The sequence below is a fragment of the Nostoc sp. genome (assembly GCF_036917635.1).
Lineage (GTDB): Bacteria > Cyanobacteriota > Cyanobacteriia > Cyanobacteriales > Nostocaceae > Nostoc.
Window position 1 is genome coordinate 79151 of sequence record NZ_JBALCW010000078.1, and the last position, 19764, is coordinate 98914.

Here is a 19764-nt window from a genome sequence, read left to right on the forward strand (position 1 = left end):
ATTAAGACAAGCTATTTAAGATTATAAGATTATTTCTCACAATTTTTAGCAAGTAAATTTAGGTGAATCGTTGCCGCAAAATGCGAAAATAATCGCAAATTCGTGATATAACCATGAAATTTATTGGCATTGATTTAGGCTGGAAATCTCAACCAAGCGGACTATGCTGTTTAGAATGGATAGATGGACAACTGCAACTACTCGATCTAGACCGTAAAGAAGCCATTGCAGATATCCTCGCCTGGATCGATAAAAGCGTACAACCAGACGAACCAGCCATGATCGCCGTAGATGCGCCTACCCTCATACCCAACGCCACTGGAAGCCGCCTCGCCGACAAACTCAGTCACAAATACTTTGGCAAATATCATGCAGGATGCTACCCAGCAAACAAAAATCTACCTTTTGCCGATCGCACCATCAACTTTGGTTTAGAATTAGAATCACGCGGCTTTGCACACGCCCCCACCATTGAACCACAAAAACTAGGCAGATATCAAATAGAAGTCTTTCCCCACCCAGCGATCGTTAACCTATTCAACTTAGAACGTATACTGAAATATAAGAAAGGACGCCTGAGCGATCGCCGCCTAGAACTAATCAAACTCCAAAATTATCTTCTTAATATTCTCCCCTCCCTCTCTCCTTCTCTGCGTCTCTCTTGTGTTGGCGGTTCGTTTCCTCTTGAAATCCCCACCACAGGCGCAGCCCTCAAAGCAACCGAAGATCAACTAGATAGCCTAATTTGCGCTTACGTTGCTGCATACTGGTGGTATTGGGGAGAACAACGTAATTTAGTATTAGGCGATGATACCACTGGTTACATTATCATCCCTCAAACAATATTACCCTAAAATTGTAATATCCTAATATTTAACTCAAGGAGTTTTTATGCAAGGAGTTAGTTCTAATTTGAGTTTAAAACAACTTTATGAAATTGACGAGCATCTCTGGTTAGAGGAAACAATCAAACTCTTGAAAGCTAACCATTTAGAGGAATTAGATTTAGAAAATTTAATTGAGGATCTAGAAAATTTGGGTCGGAGAGACAAAGCCAAAGTTGCTAGTTTATTAGAGCAAATTATTAGACATCTTTTGTTGCTGCAATACTGGACAGAAGAATCTCAATATAATTCTGGACATTGGAAAGCAGAAATTAGAAGTTTTAGGAATCAATTAAAACGTCATCTAACAACAAATTTATATCAATATTTAGAAAATGAATTAGCGTCAATTTATGATGATGCTTTGGGATATGTAATTGAGAAAACCGAAGGTAAACTAGATAACTTACCTCAATATTGTACTTATGCCTTAGAACAGCTACTAGATATTAGTTATCTACCTGAAAAAATTTAACATAAAAAAGCTTAATTTTTTGCTACTTCTCCCTTTGCGTTTCGGAGAGGGAGGTTGTGAGGAAGAGATTCATCGAACTCACGTTGATTTAATCTGGCTCTTGGCCAGATAATGTTCATCAAGAGCGCGTCTTAGCATCATTTTCATCACAGCTTGACGACTAATATTGAGTTCGGTTGCCATATTGTCGAGTTCGTTGAGCATCGGACTAGGAATTTCAAGGTTTGTTGTGACTATATCCTGTCGTCTTCGTGAGGTCATTTGACGAGTTGTTCCAACTCTTGTTGTCGTGGAGTCAAAATAACGATCAACAACTTCCTCACCCTTCTCAATTTTTTCTTCAAGTTCTTTAATAGAAATATTGCTCTCCTTAATAATTCTTCATCATTTTAGCAATAATTATAGCGGTTCTCAATTGCATAGAATATAGACCTAACCCCCAGCCCCTTCCCTTGTAGGGAAGGGGAGTAAGATTCAAAGCCTCTCTCCTTTTAGGAGAGAGGTTTGGAGAGAGGTCAAAGTGTATTGCATCCAAACGAGAAGCGCTATATTTTTGAGGCGAGACTGCATCGCCCAATAAAAAACGTTGCTAATTTAAGTTTAGCAACGCCTAGTATTAAGTATTCAATAACTACTCAACACTCTTACTCAGCCCAAGCAATTAACCTTGGTTCATAAGGATTAGCCAGATTTTTATTTTTCGGCAATACACGCAAAGATAAGCCTTGTAAACCAGAAGCAGTATAGGTGATATTACCAGTGTAAATACTCAATTGCTCTCCATCTTCGCCTTGATAATCCATCACCACTGGTATAGCGTTGACAATCTCACCATTGGCATCGATCGCACCTTGATATAACTCCACCTGTACATCATCATTCGTCAAAGTTGCTAAGTCAACCTTGGCAATGACCGCAACGGTTTGGTTAACCTCAATGTCTGAAGCTGCTGATACATCAATATCTTTGATGATTATATTGAACCAGTGTTCGCTTAGTTTTTCTTTCCAAGCAGCTAGTTCTTTTGCTGGGGCATAGTTATCAACAGTCAGGGTATGATAGCGATCGCTAGCTGGGAAATAAGCTCGCTGTGCATATTCTCCTACCATCCGCGCTGTATTAAAGAAAGGACAATTCAACCGAATTGCATCCTTCATTTTGGCAACCCAAGGACGGGGTAAACCATCACTATCCCGATGTTCATAAAATAGTGGTACAACTTCCTTCTCTAACAACTCATAAAGAGCGTTTGCTTCTACTTCATCTTGATAGTTGGGATCGTCGTAATTCTCTCCATGTCCAATCGCCCAGCCCGTGCGGACGTAATCAGCTTCATCCCACCAGCCATCCAGTACACTTAAATTTGGCAAGCCATTCATTGCTGCTTTCATTCCACTAGTACCAGAAGCTTCTCGGGGACGACGTGGTGTGTTTAACCAGATATCACAACCCGCTACCATCAACCGGGCAATATGAATGTCGTAATTAGGAACAAACACTACCTGTTTTTCTAAATGCTGTTCACGGATAAAGTGATTGATATCGCGGATCAGTTCTTTACCGGGAATATCTTTAGGATGTGCCTTACCAGCAATCACAAATTGCACTTTCCGGTCTTTGTTAGCCAGCAGAAGCCGCTTAATCCGTTCCAAATCGCGCATCCAGAGGGTAGCACGTTTGTAGGTGGCAAAGCGACGAGCAAAGCCAATGGTGAAAGCGTAAGGATCTAAAACTTCTTGGGCTTGGACAATTTCGGAAACAGAAGCGCCGCGATCGCGCAAATGCTTGACTAAATGCTCTCGCACATACAAAATCATATCCAAGCGGCAGCGTTCGTGATTCCGCCACAATTCCTCATCGGGTATAGCTTCCATCCGCTCCCACAATGGGCTATCTACTGGTGCTGATGACCAGTTGGGGCCAAGGTAGCGATCGTATAACTCTTGAGTCGATTTCGCAACACAACTCCGAGCATGAACACCGTTAGTAATTGCGCCGATTGGCACTTCCTCTACTGGTACTTTCTGCCATAAGCCTTGGAACATTTGCCGTGACACCACACCATGCAGTTGGGCGACACCATTAGAAAATGTTGCCATCTTCAGCGCCAGCACTGCCATACTGAAAGGCCCAGATAAATCGCCTGTATTCTCGCGCCCCAGTCCTAAAAATTGCTCTTTTGGCAACCCAAATATCTCTGCATAATACCCCAAGTAATGCAGCATTTTTTCGGGAGCGAACAAGTCAATCCCGGCTGGTACTGGCGTGTGGGTGGTAAAAATATTACTAGAAGCCACCACCTGTTTCGCTTGGGGATAATTCAGTCCCTCTTCCTGAATTAGCAAGCGGATACGTTCTAAAGCAGAGAAGGCGGCGTGGCCTTCATTCATGTGGTAAGCGGTGACTTTCAGCCCCAAAGCTTTCAGCATTTGCACACCACCGATCCCCAGCATAATTTCCTGGTGGATACGCATATCGATGTCGCCACCATACAGTTGATCTGTAATGTCGTGGTCATAAACATTGTTGGGTTCAACGTTGGTGTCCATCAGATATAGAGGCACCGTTCCTACCTGTACGCGCCAAACTCTGGCATATACCTTGCGTCCTGGATAATCAACCGCAATCCGCAGTTCCGAACCATCGGCGTTGCGCTCTAGATGCAAGGGCATATTGTAGAAATCGTTGAGCAGATAGCGTTCTTGCTGCCAACCATCGGCATTCAGATACTGGGCAAAGTAGCCTTGCTGATACAGCAAACCTACACCCACGAGTGGTAGCCCCAAATCACTAGCAGATTTGAGGTGATCCCCCGCCAAAACGCCCAAGCCCCCAGAATAGACGGGTAAACAATCTACAAGTCCAAATTCCGCCGAAAAATAGGCATAGCATTCTTTTGGTTTCTGCTCCCGTTGTTTCTGATACCAGGTACGCTCTTGCAAATAATCTTCTAACTGACGGGCAGATCGATCCATTTGCGCCAGGAAGCCTTCATCTTCGACAACTTCCAGAAGCCGCGATTGAGAGATAGTACCGAGCATCAACACCGGGTTATGATGGCTAGACTCCCACAGATCAGAGTCTAAGCGACGAAATAAATCTTTACTTTCAACGTTCCAATCCCAGTGCAAGTTATATGCTAGCTGCCGTAGTGGTTCCAGGCGCGGCGGTAGTGAAGGTGATACGTTAAATGTGCGAATTGGCTGCATAAGTTGGCAAAACTCCAAGTTTAGGGTTATTCTTTACTCTCTTTACCAATGTTGCCAATTCTTTATACTGTACTTTGTGAAAAAGCGATGACTTTGTTAAGCATTGAGAATTTTTTTAACCTCGTTGCTAAAGTTTACACCAAGGTGTTTCTAATTCTATGCTTTAGTCTCAGCCATGTACTTGGTATATTAAAATTTAATCATTTACTGCCATGTATCACTTAAAAAATATTTAGTTTTGAATAAATAATTTATATTTATTTTAGAATTGATTCCGGGGATCAATCTAAGGTCTTGGCTGAGGATGAAAATTCCTCATAGGTGCGTCTAGGAAGAGTTAAAATTTAATTATTTTTTAATAAAATCGCCTTAGCTTAGAGGCAGTGTAAGAGGAACGACTTATCTCTATTATTCTTTGGTTAAGGATTTTTGGCATTGATTTTAGCTATGTAGAGAGGTTGCAATGCAACGTCTCTACTACAAAACTGTATTAAGTTAAGGTGATGTGACACCGAATAGCCCATCGTAGACATCCCCTAAAATTAAATAGTGTAAAAATAATACTAAGCAGTTAACTAGGAAAAGCTATCGTTAACTGCTTGGTATAAATTTTTAATACAAATCGGTTAAATAACGTAGTAATGTGTTAATCTACGCGCCTAATGAAGGCTGATCTTTGGTATTTTTTGTCATTGACAAAGCTACAGCTGCTGCATAAGCAATCTCCGCTGCCATTTGATAAGCAAGTTTGATATTAGATGAAGCGGCCTTGGTTTTAGGAGTGAGAGAAGCTTTTTTTCGGCGCGACTCTTGTTTGACATCACCCCCGACAATAGCTCGCTGTAAAATTATCCAGGCATCTAGGTCTTCTGAGTCATAATTACTTTGAAGTTGCGATCGCAGTTTATCTTCGGCTACAACACTCAGATAGCCGTTAGTTAGAGCTTCTTGGACAATTTCTTTAATTAAAGCCATAATTTGAACCAAGTGTGTGAGTTAAAACCGATACCTCAATCTGGGCATTTGATGTTTTTTCTAGACTTCTCCTAGAAACTAAGCTACCTTTTAGCTTTCTTTCAATAAAATTTATAATGAATAGTGCCAAGCACGCATCACCCTCTTGGCTCACCCGAATGGGTGATTTACAAATTTTTAGATACAAGTAATAGGGAAGAGGAAAATTTTTAGCTTTTCAACGAAGAGGGTATCATAAGTATAGTAGATATCATTCTGAGTTAAACACAAAAATATAAAATTATTTGGACAAGCAACAGTAGAAATATAGATATAAATGGTAATTAATCGCTTTGAGCATTTTTAAAGTTACCGCTTTCAAAAAAATTCCTCTAAGTGTATAAAATTATTTGCGAGTAGTGTAGGCTTTGTCCGCCGTAGGCATCGCTATAGTAAAAAAGTTAACTAATCTCACCATTACAATCAACAAGCAACTTGGAAATCAACTTATTTAACTAGAGTGTTCCACTAAAAATAAAATGTGTTATCGTTAAAAACAATTGTTGTTAAAACCCATTTATGTAATTAAAAACATGAATTGGTTAGTCTGTAAATCATCTGTGTGCAACATGATTGGAGCAGCATACTCTAGAAATTCGTTGCAAGAAAGCCGTCATAGCAGTCGGGGAAGCGCTTACTTGTTTGCACCGATGGTTAACTTCAATGTGATGGCTGATGTGGGAGATAATCCACCATAGTTGGATTTTATTTGGGCAAAAATACCCATAAAAATCCAACAAGAATTACATTGTCATGCTAGGCAGAAATTTTATCTAATTTTTGAATATAGTCTAGTTAAATGTATTTTTGTTGCAAAATAGCTTGTGGAATTGAGTTGTTTCAAAAGACTAAAACCGCCTGAAAAAAAGTAGTCTCAAGGCAAACAATATCCCTATTTGCGTAACAAATTTTGCAAATTTGCCAGATAACTGCAACAGTAACCTATCTAAAGCAGCAAATTTTCCTATCAGACAATTTAATAGTCTGGGGTTTGACCCTGCAATCCACTGAGATTGTTTTGTTCATTGCTCTGGTGAAAAAGAAGCAAAATTATTACGTGCCGAGACTGGTACAAAAGCTTCTAGTAAGCCAAGGCAATTGTGCATATCAATTGAGTAATTCTCTCGCAACTAATTTAAAGAATTGCTCACATAGTCAAAGCCAGCTCTGGTTTTTTAACATTTGGAAAACCATCTAAAAGCATGGGGAAATTTAGATAATGCTGCTAGAGCAAGTTATGTATTTTTTAATACATAACTTGTTAGTATTGGCGGAAAATTAGGATATAAGCACAGCAAAGAAACCTTGTCAACAACAATTAATTGAAGAGATATGTAGCCATGCCTAACGAGAAATTTTTTTCAAAATTGCAGCGTGTACAAGAACTTTTAGTAACTACTGTGTTAGGGGATATTCCTACACTTATTTTGGGGCCGAAGTTGCGTAATTTGGGATATTGTAGTATTTTTGCCCAGATAGGCAGCCCAGTTTATATCCAAAATGGTGTTGAATTTAACGGTACTTCCTGTATTGAGATAGGCACTGGAGTATATATTTTTAAAGGTGGGCGGATAGATGCTAGAGGACATAAAAATAATAGAATTCATTTAGGAAATAGAGTCGCTATTGAGCGTAACGTTGATATAGGGTCTTTAGAAAATACGTGTATACATATTGATGAAGACACCTTCATTGGCCCCAACGTGGCTATTGAAGGGCCAGGAGACATTAAAATTGGTAAGCACTGTTTAATAGCTGCCTACTCAGGGATATATGCCAATAATCATAATTTTGCCGATCCGATGGAGCCGATTAAATACCAAGGTGTTACCCGCAAAGGAATTGTGATTGAGGATGACTGTTGGTTAGGGCATGGAGTAACAATATTAGATGGCGTTACTATCGGCAAAGGCAGTGTTATTGGTGCAGGAGCAGTTGTCAATAGAGATATTCCTCCTTTCTCCGTTGCTGTAGGCATACCTGCACGAGTAATCAAAAACCGAATTGGCAATGACTTAAGCATTACTTCAAGCTGAGAAATAGGGGGTGGGGCATTGGCGATTGGGGATTGGGGACAAGGAAAATTATTTCCTGTAACCTATAAGGTGTAAGCTCTACCCTTTTTTAAGAAACTTTTGCCGTCAGTTAACGTCACAAGAGTAAACAATCTCTAAGTTATTTCTTAGGGTCATCTACAAGTCAGACAGCTGAGATGTTGCACCATTCTCAATAACCGTAAGGTAGATACTCTAGTCCCCAGTCCGCAGTCCCCAGTCCCCAGAGTCCTCTCAAAAAGGGACGAGATTTGGGTAATATAAAGGAGCTATCTTTTCTGCATGGCAGATCCTGAAAGAAAAGCTTTCTTTGTCTTACCCGTTGGAGATATTTCTATGCTGACTTTAAAAATCGCTGTTTATATTGTTGTTGCCTTGTTCGTAACTATCTTCGTCTTCGGATTTTTATCAAACGATCCAGCTCGTAACCCCGGCCGTCGGGACTTAGAGTAAAAGGGCGATAAATCATCCGCGACTTTAGAAGGCGGAAGATACTAAACGCCACGGAAACTTACTAAACTTTCGCCTAGTAAGTTTCCTCCTGCAAAGTGGCTTGCTACCGGTAGCAGAAAGCGACAGCCTGAAGGCAAAATGATTTAATCCTTCTTTCCGTCATTTGGCTGTTTGTTAGCCCGATTATGCTCAAATATGCTTCATCCAGTTCTGCCGCCCGATCCGCCTTTTATCCTCGAATCTTTACAAGCTGTAAATCCCGCCTCATCTGCTAGTCATACAAAGTTTCTTTCAGGTGTAGATACTGGAATACACAAAAATACAGCCAAATCCAAGCAGCCCAAGGATTTAGCCCAGTTGGCAATTGCGAATGACACCAAGAGCGATCTGCCATTGCCAACTGCGATAAACTCAACTGAGGATGACTTGGTAGTTGCCGAAACTCCCTCTGTAGCTCATTCAACAGAAACCTCCCCACCAGAAATTTCGCCCATCAAGACTTCTGGAACTGCTGCAATTTTGGGGCGATCGCTAGTCGTTGGTTATCCCACACAGAAGGTTAAAACCTCTAATTCCCAAGAGAAAGAAGACACAAACACAAGTCCCAGCATCGGCGTTCGGCGTTCGGAACTTCTCCTTATAGCGGCGTTACGCAAACGGGAGATGCAAACACAAGCCACTGCGTTGCCAATAAAAGTTGGAGCGGAGGCTTCCTCTGTAAACGTAAAACGTGAACCTTCTCAAAAACTCGGTGAGCGATATCTGACGACAAGCCGCTTTGCGTCTTTGCTAAATTCCAACTCTAGTGGCGAAAAACCAACTTTTTTGGATGATAGCTTTAGCTATAGAGTTTCCCCAAATCCCCAACTCGCCCAATCTTTGCCTCCTCTTCAAAGTGTCCCAAGAGCTACAAACAGCAACAAGTTAGTCGAATCCAAAACGGGAATTTTACCTGAGAAGTTAACCCAGCAAAAACAGCAAAGTCATATTACTGCACCACAGTCTTTAGGTAGAGACAATATCTCTGTATCTGCTGCCGATCTTGCACCGAGTTCTCAATCAGGACAAAATTTTATAGAATTCAAGTCTCGTAACCCGAAAAACCAACTCTCATCGCCCATCACTGTAGGATTCAAGTCCCAAGCCCAACAACAAACCCAAGCACCAACACCTACAGGCAACAGCACTAATCAGCTACAAAGTCAAATATCTGGTACAACTGCGCCAGTTAGCACGCCGCCAGCTCAACCGAGAATTGTAGAAGTCACTTCAGATCGGCAAGAGTATGACGAGCAACGGCGAATTATTACAGCTGTTGGGAATGTAGTTGTGCGATTTGATGGGGCGGTGGTGGATGCCGATCGCTTGCAAGTAAACTTAGACAACTTGATAGCTGCGGGCTACGGGAACATAACTTTAACACGAGGCGATCAGATACTGCGTGGACAACGCTTTACCTATAACTTTGTTCAAGATAGCGGGGAACTGCTAAATGGTAGAGGAGAAATTTACGTACCCTCAGCACAAACAGATTTTGCTTTTTCACCCACGGGTGTAAGCACGAGTGTAATTGCTGGTGGAGTTCCAAAACGTCCGCCTAGCGATCGCATTAGAGCCAATCAGCCCCTTTCAGGTGTGAGCAGCCCTGGAGGAATTGATGTAACAATTGGTGGTCGGGGTGCTAGCAACATCCCGCCCCCGAAAACAGGGGGTGTAGTGAATCGGCTCAGATTTGAAGCTGAACACATTGACTTTTATCCCCAAGGCTGGCAAGCAAGAGATGTCCGCATCACCAACGATCCTTTTTCGCCTCCTGAATTAGAGTTGCGTGCAGATACAGTAACTCTGACGCGAGAATCACCCTTGGTAGACCGCATCAGGACACAGAAGCAGCGTTTGGTATTGGATCAAACCGTCTCCTTACCAATTCCGGTGAATGAGCGGACTATTGACCGCCGGGAGCGGGACGTTACACCTGCAATAGTCTCTCCTGGCTATGATGGAGAAGATCGGGGTGGTTTGTATATTGAGCATGGCTTTCCAGTAATCGATACAGAGCAGACACACTGGACGATCACCCCCCAGTTGTTAATACAGAGAGCTGTGCAAGGAGGCACGGGTGATTTAGGCTCACTATTTGCTGTCAAGACAAGGATAAATTCTGTTTTGAGTCCACGAGCCGTAATTAACGGGACTGGAGAATTAACTAGTTTTGACTTGAACAAGGTAGAAGATAATTTGCGGGCGAGGTTAGGATTGCGCCAGATATTAGGGACTTCCCTTCCGCATCTGTTGAATCTGGAGTATAGCTACCGCGATCGTTTTTATAACGGTACCCTCGGCTTTCAAACCGTCCAGAGCAGTATCGGCGGCATTATTACCTCTCCTGTAATTCCTTTAGGCAAGAGTGGCATCAACCTCACGTATCAGGGAAGCGCTCGATATATCAATGCCAACACCGATCGCCAAGACTTACTAAAACCAGGGCGAGAAAACGATCGCATCTCATTAGGTCGTTTTCAAGGCAGTGCTTCCCTCAGTAAAGGGCTGTTGCTGTGGCAGGGAAAACCATTACCACCCACTGCCACTGAGGGATTACGATACACGGGTAACCCTGTAGTTCCTTACTTGCAAGCGATCGCTGGACTTACAGGCACTACCAGTTATTACACCAATGGTGATAACCAAAGCACCCTAACTGGTACAATTGGCTTACAAGGTCAAATTGGTCATTTTTCTCGACCTTTTTTCGACTATACCGCCTTTAATATTAGTTACTCTCAAGGCTTAAACAACGGATTATCACCCTTTTTGTTTGATCGCTCCGTTGATAACCAAGTATTGAGCGCTGGCATATCACAGCAAATCTACGGACCTTTTCGCTTAGGCTTTCAAACATCTGTTAACTTGGATACTGGTAAACAAACCAGCACCGACTACATTGTGGAATATAGCCGTCGCACCTATGGCATCACCCTGCGTTACAATCCGGTGCTAGAGTTAGGCGGCTTCACCATCCGAATTAGTGATTTTAACTGGGGTGGCGGTACTGATCCATTTTCGGAAATTAAGCCAGTGGTAGGCGGTGTGCAACAGGATTATTAGTCAAACAGTTAGCAGTTACCCTACCCGACACTTGATTCTTTAAGATTTTCTATCTTTTGCCCAGTCTAAGGATTTGGCACGACTCGACAGCTTATCGGATAATTGCTTGATGCCGCACCAGGTATTCTCAGTTTGGCATAGTCGCCGCTTAGTTGAACATGTGACGGTGGTTGGTGTAGGGTTGCACAGTATCTTTGCACTGCGGCTTGGTACTCTCGCCATTGCTTACGGATTGCAAGACTGGCGGCATCGTTACCTAAGTCTGAAAATCTTAGCCCACCCCGAATTAGCCAAGTTTCTACATCAGTTGTTTCACCCAGTATTTCTGGAATCGGATTAATCTTTTCCATGAGTAATATCTTTTTCACATATTCAAAATTGGTAATTTTACTTTAAGAAAAACTATTGATAATAGCCAATATGATTTTTTATCAAAATCATCAAAAAAAATGATTAAAAAAAAGACTTACGCAAAAAGCAGTGAAAGCCTTGATTTCCCGTAGGGGCAATTCATGAATTGCCCCTACATTTCGTACTTGATGCGTAAGTCCTAACCTACACAGTATTGATTACGGCTCTCATTTGGATGCAATAGACGGTAGGGGTTTAGCAATTGCTCATTGTTGTCAACTTAAGCTAAAAGTAGCAAAACTTTTAGCTTCTTTCTTCACCCGCCTCGAACTAAAGTTCTTTGGCTTTTAGCTAAAGTCTATTGAAATAGACTAAGTAGGTGGGCATAAACAAACCTAACTATGTAACGAAATGTAAAAAGTTTGAAACGATTGCGATTGGTTCGTTTCACTTCATTAGGGACTGACAAATAAAAAAATGTTCCAAAACTGACGCAAAAACTCTCTCTATTTCTTCTCTCTGCGTTCTCTGTGCGGCAGTCGCTCATGGGGGAAACCCCCAAGACCGCGCTGCCTTGTCTGGAGTGGTTCGTTTATTGGAATAATTTATTTCTTGTCAGTCCCTTACACTCGCAATGACGTAGTTATGAATTTTTCCGCCTACTTACTTAAACATTTTTGGCTATAATTTAGTCATCAAAAGATGACTTTCGCTAAAAGCTAAGGAACTTCAGTTCCTTGTGGTACATGTCTTTCACCTTAGGTTGACACCTATGAGCAATTGCTAAACCCCTACGTTTTAGGTGTAATTTGTGACATTCTAGGCATAGCTGTTCATATAGCTATAAAAACAGCACAGGCCGCAAACCTACCTAACGGAAAATGCCTCATTGAACCGCCGCGTCACAGGCTCAGTAATGAATGTCAAAATTGACTTTTTACGAGTGACAATTTCACCTGTAGCAGACATACCTGGCGTAAATTCTACTTCTTGACCGCGCACGTTCACTGAGTGTTTATTTAGCTTAATTCTGGTAGGAAAAACTAAGCCTAATTCTTTATCAACAATTGCATTCGGACTGACTTGCATAACTTCGCCATTCACAGTGCCAAATTCCTGGAAGGGGAAAGTTGCCATTTTCACTTTTGCCTTCATTCCTTGACGAATAAACCCAATATCGCGGTTGAGAACTTTCACCTCTAGGAGCATTTCTTCCCCTTCCGGCAAAATTGATAGCAATTCTTCACCTGATTGCACTGGCCCCTTAGTGGCTTTAACTCTGTAAATTGTACCAGCAACGGGAGCCTCAATCGTTTCTAAAGCTTGCTGCTTCTTCGCCTGCTCTAATTGACCTTGAACAGTTGTCAGTTCTTCTTTACGCTTGTTGAACTGGGTCAAAATTTCACTTTGGCGTTCTGATGCTACACGCTGGGACTGACTACGTGCAGCATTATAAGCTTGTTCTGCTTGGCGAATTTCTTGGACTTGGGCAGCAATATCTTTTTCTAATGATGTGACTTTATCTTCAGCCTCAGTTATTTTATTCTGGGCGTTAGTCACTTCATCTTGCGATCTAGTGATTTCTGTCTTTGCACGAGTTAATCTTTCTTGGGCATCCAAGTAATCGACACGAGGTACAGCACCAGTAGTCATTAGGCTGCGTAGGCTTTTTTCCCTTTGTTCTGCAAGGCCCAAATTACTTTCAATTTTAATTCGGATGCTATCTGCGTTGGCAAGGTTGGTTTTAGCATTGGCAACGCTACTTTTGGCATTAACTAAGTTATCTTGTAAGCGAGTCAAACGGACTTTGGCTTGATTGATCAGTGCTTGTTGGCGATTTGCTTCTGCTTCGGCTCCTGCTTGCCGCGCTTGGAAGTCTTGCAGACGGGAACTTAAAAGTTCATCTTGGAGTTTCGTCCCAGTAGTTTTGCCTCCAGTGCGTTCTGCATCTAAACGTTGCAAATCGTCCTGAATCAATCTAGAAGATTTGGCTAGACGGGAAACATCGGTTATTTGCAAGTCTGGATCTTTTTGAATCAGAACTTCACCTTTAGTAACGCGATCGCCTTCTCGTACTTTAACAGCAACAATTGACCCCCCACCCAATGATGTCACCGGTCTTACCTGCGTGGAAGCAATTAATTCCCCTGGTGCTGTTGCTACTTCATCTATTTGCGAGAAGTACGCCCAGGCGATCGCTCCAAATACAATGAAGCTAATCGTTCCCGCTAATAATCTAGTGTACAGGGGTGGTAATTCCTGTACTGCCTTCCCTAACTCATAAGTGAGTTGTTCCTCTGGTTGGGCGAATCGCTCTTTTGTCTGACGTGCTTGAGCAGCATTTACCATATATTTTTGTCCTTTGTCCTTTGTCATTTGTCATTAATCATTTGTAATTAGTGAATAACTAAGGACAAATGACTAATGACTAATGACTATTTAAACTGCTATATAACGCCGCAAAAAAGTTTCTAATGTTTCCAACTGGAAGTTAAAAATTGCCTCTAAATTGGCAATTTCATCTTTTGTACAGAAAAATTCATTTGCTAGCAATGTGCGATAAGTTCCCAAAGCTTTTTTAATTTGGGGATTAATTAAACCCAATGCACCCTGTAACCCATCAATGGCAAATAGTGGTGAGTTAATAATTACTGGCTGTTTGTTGAAGATCCGACCAAAAATCCGAGGGATATCTTCTCGTAATAAAATCTCTGGCCCTCCTACTGATAAAATTTGGTTGCGAGCGCCTTCAAGTGTCACAGAATCCACCACTATCCTTGCCAAATCATCGGTACTGACAATTGAGGTACGGTTTTTGCGATCGCCAATTAGCAAATACAATCCCGTTTCTCGAAATTGTTCTACTAGTGGCAGCAAGTTAGATGCTAATCCAGATGGGCGTAAAATAGTGTAATTCAAGCCACTAGCTGACAAATATCGTTCTACTGCTCGTTTTGCTTTGAACACAGGAGCGTCTTCATATCCGCGATCGGCTCCCAGTACGGAAATGAAGACAAAATGCTCTACACCATTGGCTTTCGCTTGGTCTATTAGTTCAATATTGGCGCGGTAATCTAAAGATAGGGCATCGCTATCAGAACCGTGGGCGCTGATAATATACTTCACACCCCGACTAGCTTTCTGGATATCTCTTTCTGAAAGCAAGTCACCGATGAAGATTTCTGCACCCCGGTGTTCTAACTCGCTATAGCGCGAGGTAAGGCGGACAAATGCCCGCACAGACTGTTCTCGTTGCCTTAGGAGTCGCACAACTCTGCGACCGATTCCTCCCGTTGCTCCAGTTATTAGAAACATATAAATACCTTAATTGAATAGTTACAGGGTTTATAGTTCTCGAAATGCTCGATATATAGTGGTTCTCGTTTACGTGAGGTACAGCCTAGACCTTGCGATAAATGTTGTACCGCATCTCAATAGCAACCGCTATATGCTCAAAATCCAATAAAGATATGAGCATATTTTTATACTTTGTTACCATGCTCAAGATATCCTCACGCTAACTAAGCCAATAGGTCACACCTTATTTATCTTAATACTCTAAAAATTATCCCCCATATCTTTAGTAGATGCAGGGGATGGGGTAATGGAATTAGTTTTACTGGCTCAACAAGTCATTCACATCTCCCCCGGCTAGAAGCATGGGGGATGAAAGCATAAATATGATAGCGTTAAACCAATTCGCACTCTTGCCGGAGGCACGCTTGTGCGTTTGCGAATTGGTTTAATTTTCTTGCCCCATTCCCAACTACTGATATCCCTGCCAAGGAGTAACTTCCAGCGTACTGTTAGGCTTAAATATCACTTGAAAGTGGGCGAGAGGTTCTTTATTGTTGGGAGCTGCTACATTGGAACCGTAGACAGCGTTGAACATTTTGGGAAGGGGTGTTTCGCGGAAATAGTCAAAGGCGACTTGGTTTAGTGGTTCATAGTCAGCAATTACACCATCTTTGTTGACTGCTACCCGATATTTCAAATCTCGCGTAAAGGTGGGGGTACCACTCCAGTTTTGCCGAACTGTACTATAAAGCTTTTGGTTTAAACCTTTGACTATATTAGAGTCAGTAATTTTTGAACCTACTACCTCTGGCGTCTTAGCATATCCCCGCCAAGGACTAACTTCTAGCACACCTTTTGTAGTAAATACGACTCGGAATTGGGCGATGGGTTCATTAGAAATAGCAGGACGGGTAGCTGGATTATAAAGTACGTTAGGCAGAGGAGTTTGACCTACTCCTGTATTTGCCTCTTTATTCAACGCTTTATAACCAATGATTGCTCCATCCGCAGCTACACCCAGACGATAGATCAAATCCTCTTGCAATCCTGAGCGATTAGTCCAAGCTGGATGAATTTGATTGTACACTTGACGATTCAATGCACGTAACTGGGATGGATCGGTAATTTCTGGAACTGTATTTAAAAGTGCTTCTAAATCTTTAACTGGCGGCTTTCTATTAGCTGGGGATGTTGGTGTGGGGGTTGCAGCAGCGATGGGAGTTGCAGCAGCTGATGCTGGAGCAGTGAGATTGTTTGTTGTAGAGCTAGTTTGCTTATCTGGTTGAGGCTGCGGTGGACGAATTTGGGGGGGTGGAATCAAGTTAAAGGCGATCGCAGCTACTGCTAAACTTGACACACCCACAGCAGCAGGTATAGCCTGTCTGATCGCAGCCTGACTAGCACCGCCATAGCGTCTGGTAACTGGTTGTAGTTCTAAGGAAAGTTCAGGTAAAGTTTGAGTATCAGCAAAAAACTGATCCACTGCTTCCACTAAATCAAACAACTGTACTGTATTTAAATCTATTTCAATAGGCGGACGTTTGGAATTGTTAGAGCGATCGAACCCCTCTGGAGCGCCTTCGGAATATATAATTAACCTATGTCGGTTGCTGTCAATTTTGCGAAACTCTACTAGCTCCGATTCCTGATTGTGTGCTTGCGGATTAGGTACACTACTTAAAAATTCTTGGGCATAGCCACTAACAGCCCTCACCAAACTTTCAAAAAATTCTCGCCCTCCCGTTAGGGGTTGGTTGTAACCAGATAAATAACATTCTGCATTTACCAATATTGATAATTCCGGGCGCATTTCCTGGAAATGTGCAGCCCTACTAAGATCGCTTAACCCTTCTAAAAGCAGTGTACAATTAGGCAAACTGTACTTACGTTGAATGTTCATTCCACTTCACCGTCAAAAAGACTAATCCAGAATCGCTGCATTCCAGCTGTACCAGTACAAAATAGTAATTGTCCTAACAAATTTATCGCTAGCTCATCTAATTTTGCATCAGAAGTTAATGCCAAGAGACCAGAACGTCGAGCATTCATCCGGCTCTTAAAATGCGCTCTAAACCGCTCTAGGTAATTAGATAAGCGCAAATTCTGTTCTAATGGAATCTGCTTTTCTTCCATTTGTTGACAAATCATTAGTAACTGGCGAATCACAACAGTTAAACGCCGTGCTATGTAGCAAGCAATCACCACCAAAGCTTTTGCTTCCATGATACTTAAGGGACGGCGGATATGCGCTCTCCGTAGCGGATTAGAGCTACGCATCCGCCATAAATTCACTCTGTCTTTAACAATTCCTTTTAGATCCAACTCTTGAGCAAAAGTCAGGATTGCTTCTGAACCACCAAGCTCTAAAGCTTCAATTGCCAATAAAATCAGGTCAATTTGCAGCCTGGTTCTGCGAGGACACGTTTTGGAAGCGATCGCCGGATCTGGTAAAGTGTCCAAAACCATCGGCAGTGAATCTTGAGTTGGACTGTTGAACGGCGTTAAACTTGCTGAGACATTCATTCTATAAATACCTTGTGCGGTTCCAACAGACTAGATAAAACAAATTTAAGATCGGTAGCCAAGGCTTGAGCATTAGACTTGTAGCAATAGCATAACTACCTGATATATACATTACTTAACTCTTTCTATTCAAAGTTTTCCCTATATTGAAATCAAAATTTTAAAACATAACTTAATTCACCTCATTTATTTAGTGCAATACCCTTTATAGCTTGATTTAGATTCTAATTATCGTCAATAAAGGGCGAAGCTTCAGACTCGACCACCAGCGTATGACATTATAGTGTACGATTTTTCAGGTATCTGAAATTGGCATTGGGCATTGAAAAGAGGCAGACGAGAAAACTCTTCTCCCTTGCTCCTCTGCTCCCCTGCTTCTTCCCCACTCCCCACTCCCCATTTTATGGATTTGAAGTCTCTCGTTCGTGACATCCCAGATTTCCCTAAACCCGGAATTTTATTTCGGGATATTACTACCCTGCTGCGCGATCCAGAGGGACTGCGCTATACTATTGACTTTTTAGCACAAAAATGCAATGAAGCTGGGATAACGGCGGATTATGTCATTGGTATAGAGTCGAGGGGATTTATTTTTGGTTCACCTCTGGCTTATAAATTAGGAGCTGGTTTTATTCCCGTCCGTAAAAAAGGTAAGTTACCAGCAGCCGTTTATTCAATTGAATATGAACTAGAGTATGGTATGGACTGCCTAGAAGTGCATCAAGACGGTTTACACCAAGGTAGCCGAATTTTAATTGTGGACGATTTGATTGCCACGGGTGGAACTGCCAGTGCAACAGCAAAGTTAATGCAGAAGATTGGCTGCGAACTAGTAGGATTTGGGTTTATTATCGAGCTACGGGATTTAGAAGGGCGTAAATATCTGCCAGACGTGCCGATTATCTCTTTAATTGAATATTAGTTATTTGTCATTGGTGATTAGTAAATGACAAATGACAAATGACAAAGGACAAAGGACAAAGGACAAATGACATCTACGAGAATTTCTTTGGAGACAGGTCGGGATTGGCTAATAACGCTAGTCACGAGTGAAACTTTTGTTTATGTGGGAAAGCGGGTATTGCAGGCACTACTGACTTTGTTTTTGGCGTCAGCGTTATCGTTTTTCATTATTCAACTTGCTCCAGGAGATTATGTAGATACCCTGCGGCAAAACCCGAAGATATCGCCAGAAAGAATTGAACAAATCAAGCAGCAGTTTGGTTTGGATAAGTCTTGGCCAGAGCAATTTTGGCTATGGTTATGGCGAATTTTGACAAAAGGGGATTTTGGCACGAGTTTTATTTATCAACGTTCAGTAGCATCGCTGTTGTGGGAACGAGTACCAGCGACTTTGTTATTAGCGATCGCATCTTTAATTGTCACATGGGCGATCGCTATCCCTCTAGGGATCTTTGCTGCTGTTAACCAAAACAAGCTATCAGACCGGGTTTTACAGGTCATTAGCTACGCCGGACAAGGCTTTCCCAGTTTCATCACTGCCTTAGCGCTGCTGGTTTTAGCCCAATTCACCTCGCCCTTATTCCCAGTGGGTAGTATGACTAGCATCATTCACTCCGAACTGTCGTGGTTTGGCAAAATTTTAGATATCGGCTGGCACATGATTTTACCCACGATCGCTCTTTCAATTACTAGTTTTGCTGGTTTACAACGCATTACTCGCGGCGAATTATTGGATGTGCTGCGTCAAGATTATATCCAAACGGCTCGTGCCAAAGGTTTGCCAGAAAATCGCGTTATCTACGTTCATGCACTCCGTAATGCGATAAATCCCTTGATTACCTTATTGGGTTTTGAATTAGCTAGTTTATTAAATGGTGCTTTCATTGCCGAATTTTTCTTCAACTGGCCCGGTTTAGGGAGGTTGACTCTACAGGCTTTACAAGCTCAAGATTTATATTTGTTAATGGCAAGCTTGGTAATGGGCGCAGTGTTGCTGATTGCTGGTAATTTAATCGCCGATTTAATGTTAAAAGCGGCCGATCCACGTATTCGCCTAGAAAATCTTAATTAGTCATTTGTCATTTGTCATTGGTTTAATCCCACTCTCCCCATCCCCATCTCCATGCTGTCCGAAGTCTATTACTTAGTGCGTTCAAAAACTGACGGTAATTATCTCATAGCTCGCCCTGACACCGAAACATCAGGTTATTTATTGCTGTTTCAGGAAAACTTTGATGCCCTTAGCTATCTCAACACCCATGCAGGAGAATTGGCAAATCGCTTTACTGTAGAATCTATTGCGCGTACACAGTTAGGAAACTTGCTCAAACGCTGGGGTTTTAGCGGTGTGGGTATTGTGACTGACCCGTTATTGCCCAAAGTTGAGTTTTTGCAGCACAGTTAAGCTGTACTTTCTATTTGTGAATTGAATATCG

General features: G+C 42.1%; 17 protein-coding genes. 9 read left to right on the forward strand and 8 right to left on the reverse strand.

Annotation, left to right across the window (positions count from 1 at the left end; genetic code table 11):
- Positions 1 to 113 precede the first annotated feature (113 nt).
- Entirely contained in the window at positions 114 to 854 is a 741-nt protein-coding gene (locus tag V7K32_RS18480; protein WP_334995259.1) for a DUF429 domain-containing protein, read from the forward strand.
- A gap of 37 nt (positions 855 to 891) precedes the next feature.
- Complete coding sequence (locus tag V7K32_RS18485) at positions 892 to 1359, forward strand: DUF29 domain-containing protein (protein WP_334995260.1); 468 nt, start codon at positions 892 to 894, stop codon at positions 1357 to 1359.
- Between the two features lie 78 nt (positions 1360 to 1437).
- On the opposite strand, the gene V7K32_RS18490 is transcribed toward V7K32_RS18485, so the two are convergent.
- The 3 genes from V7K32_RS18490 to V7K32_RS18500 all read right to left on the reverse strand — a co-directional run bounded on the left by V7K32_RS18490 (position 1438) and on the right by V7K32_RS18500 (position 5543).
- Positions 1438 to 1620: a hypothetical protein gene (locus tag V7K32_RS18490; RefSeq protein WP_334995261.1), complete on the reverse strand. Its 183-nt coding sequence runs from the start codon at positions 1618 to 1620 to the stop codon at positions 1438 to 1440.
- Between the two features lie 383 nt (positions 1621 to 2003).
- Positions 2004 to 4568, reverse strand: a complete 2565-nt coding sequence (gene glgP, locus V7K32_RS18495) for an alpha-glucan family phosphorylase (RefSeq protein ID WP_334995262.1) — start codon at positions 4566 to 4568, stop codon at positions 2004 to 2006.
- Between the two features lie 651 nt (positions 4569 to 5219).
- Positions 5220 to 5543 (reverse strand): hypothetical protein, encoded by a 324-nt coding sequence (locus V7K32_RS18500; protein WP_334995263.1) that lies wholly within the window; start codon positions 5541 to 5543, stop codon positions 5220 to 5222.
- 572 nt (positions 5544 to 6115) lie between these two features.
- Between V7K32_RS18500 and V7K32_RS18505 the strand changes: the two genes are divergently transcribed.
- From V7K32_RS18505 to V7K32_RS18520, 4 genes are all read left to right on the forward strand, one after another.
- A complete protein-coding gene (locus tag V7K32_RS18505; protein WP_179063512.1) occupies positions 6116 to 6280 on the forward strand; it encodes a hypothetical protein in 165 nt (54 codons plus the stop codon).
- A 642-nt stretch (positions 6281 to 6922) separates the two neighbouring features.
- Entirely contained in the window at positions 6923 to 7618 is a 696-nt protein-coding gene (locus V7K32_RS18510) for an acyltransferase (RefSeq protein WP_334995264.1), read from the forward strand.
- Positions 7619 to 7972: 354 nt separating this feature from the next.
- Positions 7973 to 8089 (forward strand): photosystem II reaction center protein I, encoded by a 117-nt coding sequence (locus tag V7K32_RS18515; protein ID WP_334876896.1) that lies wholly within the window; start codon positions 7973 to 7975, stop codon positions 8087 to 8089.
- A gap of 195 nt (positions 8090 to 8284) precedes the next feature.
- Positions 8285 to 11194: a DUF3769 domain-containing protein gene (locus tag V7K32_RS18520; RefSeq protein WP_334995265.1), complete on the forward strand. Its 2910-nt coding sequence runs from the start codon at positions 8285 to 8287 to the stop codon at positions 11192 to 11194.
- Positions 11195 to 11259: 65 nt separating this feature from the next.
- On the opposite strand, the gene V7K32_RS18525 is transcribed toward V7K32_RS18520, so the two are convergent.
- The 5 genes from V7K32_RS18525 to V7K32_RS18545 all read right to left on the reverse strand — a co-directional run bounded on the left by V7K32_RS18525 (position 11260) and on the right by V7K32_RS18545 (position 17365).
- Complete coding sequence (locus V7K32_RS18525) at positions 11260 to 11544, reverse strand: hypothetical protein (protein ID WP_334995266.1); 285 nt, start codon at positions 11542 to 11544, stop codon at positions 11260 to 11262.
- An 868-nt stretch (positions 11545 to 12412) separates the two neighbouring features.
- Positions 12413 to 13921, reverse strand: coding sequence for an HlyD family efflux transporter periplasmic adaptor subunit (locus tag V7K32_RS18530; RefSeq protein ID WP_334995267.1), 1509 nt, complete (start codon positions 13919 to 13921; stop codon positions 12413 to 12415).
- A gap of 63 nt (positions 13922 to 13984) precedes the next feature.
- The gene (locus tag V7K32_RS18535) at positions 13985 to 14860 is read right to left on the reverse strand and encodes an SDR family oxidoreductase (RefSeq protein WP_334995268.1); all 876 of its coding nucleotides are present in this window, start codon (positions 14858 to 14860) and stop codon (positions 13985 to 13987) included.
- 451 nt (positions 14861 to 15311) lie between these two features.
- Entirely contained in the window at positions 15312 to 16742 is a 1431-nt protein-coding gene (locus V7K32_RS18540) for a DUF4335 domain-containing protein (RefSeq protein ID WP_334995269.1), read from the reverse strand.
- Positions 16739 to 17365 carry a DUF3038 domain-containing protein gene (locus V7K32_RS18545; protein WP_334995270.1) on the reverse strand — a complete coding sequence of 209 codons (627 nt, stop codon included), beginning with the start codon at positions 17363 to 17365 and terminating at the stop codon, positions 16739 to 16741. Before V7K32_RS18545 ends, V7K32_RS18540 begins: the two co-directional genes overlap by 4 nt.
- Before the next feature lie 403 nt (positions 17366 to 17768).
- Here V7K32_RS18545 and V7K32_RS18550 point away from each other — a divergent pair, with 403 nt between their 5' ends.
- From V7K32_RS18550 to V7K32_RS18560, 3 genes are all read left to right on the forward strand, one after another.
- Positions 17769 to 18287, forward strand: coding sequence for an adenine phosphoribosyltransferase (locus V7K32_RS18550; RefSeq protein WP_334995271.1), 519 nt, complete (start codon positions 17769 to 17771; stop codon positions 18285 to 18287).
- Between the two features lie 66 nt (positions 18288 to 18353).
- Positions 18354 to 19400 (forward strand): ABC transporter permease, encoded by a 1047-nt coding sequence (locus V7K32_RS18555; protein WP_334995272.1) that lies wholly within the window; start codon positions 18354 to 18356, stop codon positions 19398 to 19400.
- A 51-nt stretch (positions 19401 to 19451) separates the two neighbouring features.
- On the forward strand, positions 19452 to 19733 hold the full coding sequence (locus tag V7K32_RS18560) for a hypothetical protein (RefSeq protein ID WP_334995273.1): 282 nt from the start codon (positions 19452 to 19454) through the stop codon (positions 19731 to 19733).
- Positions 19734 to 19764: the final 31 nt, after the last annotated feature.

Bases quoted from the DNA above. Each gene is read 5' to 3' on its own strand.
- V7K32_RS18510 (WP_334995264.1), top strand. From the start codon at position 6,923: ATGCCTAACGAGAAATTTTTTTCAAAATTGCAGCGTGTACAAGAACTT.
- V7K32_RS18525 (WP_334995266.1), bottom strand. From the start codon at position 11,544: ATGGAAAAGATTAATCCGATTCCAGAAATACTGGGTGAAACAACTGAT.
- V7K32_RS18550 (WP_334995271.1), top strand. From the start codon at position 17,769: ATGGATTTGAAGTCTCTCGTTCGTGACATCCCAGATTTCCCTAAACCC.
- V7K32_RS18555 (WP_334995272.1), top strand. From the start codon at position 18,354: ATGACATCTACGAGAATTTCTTTGGAGACAGGTCGGGATTGGCTAATA.
- V7K32_RS18500 (WP_334995263.1), bottom strand. From the start codon at position 5,543: ATGGCTTTAATTAAAGAAATTGTCCAAGAAGCTCTAACTAACGGCTAT.
- V7K32_RS18490 (WP_334995261.1), bottom strand. From the start codon at position 1,620: ATGACCTCACGAAGACGACAGGATATAGTCACAACAAACCTTGAAATT.
- V7K32_RS18540 (WP_334995269.1), bottom strand. From the start codon at position 16,742: ATGAACATTCAACGTAAGTACAGTTTGCCTAATTGTACACTGCTTTTA.
- V7K32_RS18505 (WP_179063512.1), top strand. From the start codon at position 6,116: ATGAATTGGTTAGTCTGTAAATCATCTGTGTGCAACATGATTGGAGCA.
- V7K32_RS18530 (WP_334995267.1), bottom strand. From the start codon at position 13,921: ATGACAAAGGACAAAGGACAAAAATATATGGTAAATGCTGCTCAAGCA.
- V7K32_RS18545 (WP_334995270.1), bottom strand. From the start codon at position 17,365: ATGAATGTCTCAGCAAGTTTAACGCCGTTCAACAGTCCAACTCAAGAT.
- V7K32_RS18535 (WP_334995268.1), bottom strand. From the start codon at position 14,860: ATGTTTCTAATAACTGGAGCAACGGGAGGAATCGGTCGCAGAGTTGTG.
- V7K32_RS18515 (WP_334876896.1), top strand. From the start codon at position 7,973: ATGCTGACTTTAAAAATCGCTGTTTATATTGTTGTTGCCTTGTTCGTA.
- V7K32_RS18560 (WP_334995273.1), top strand. From the start codon at position 19,452: ATGCTGTCCGAAGTCTATTACTTAGTGCGTTCAAAAACTGACGGTAAT.
- V7K32_RS18520 (WP_334995265.1), top strand. From the start codon at position 8,285: ATGCTTCATCCAGTTCTGCCGCCCGATCCGCCTTTTATCCTCGAATCT.
- V7K32_RS18480 (WP_334995259.1), top strand. From the start codon at position 114: ATGAAATTTATTGGCATTGATTTAGGCTGGAAATCTCAACCAAGCGGA.
- glgP (WP_334995262.1), bottom strand. From the start codon at position 4,568: ATGCAGCCAATTCGCACATTTAACGTATCACCTTCACTACCGCCGCGC.
- V7K32_RS18485 (WP_334995260.1), top strand. From the start codon at position 892: ATGCAAGGAGTTAGTTCTAATTTGAGTTTAAAACAACTTTATGAAATT.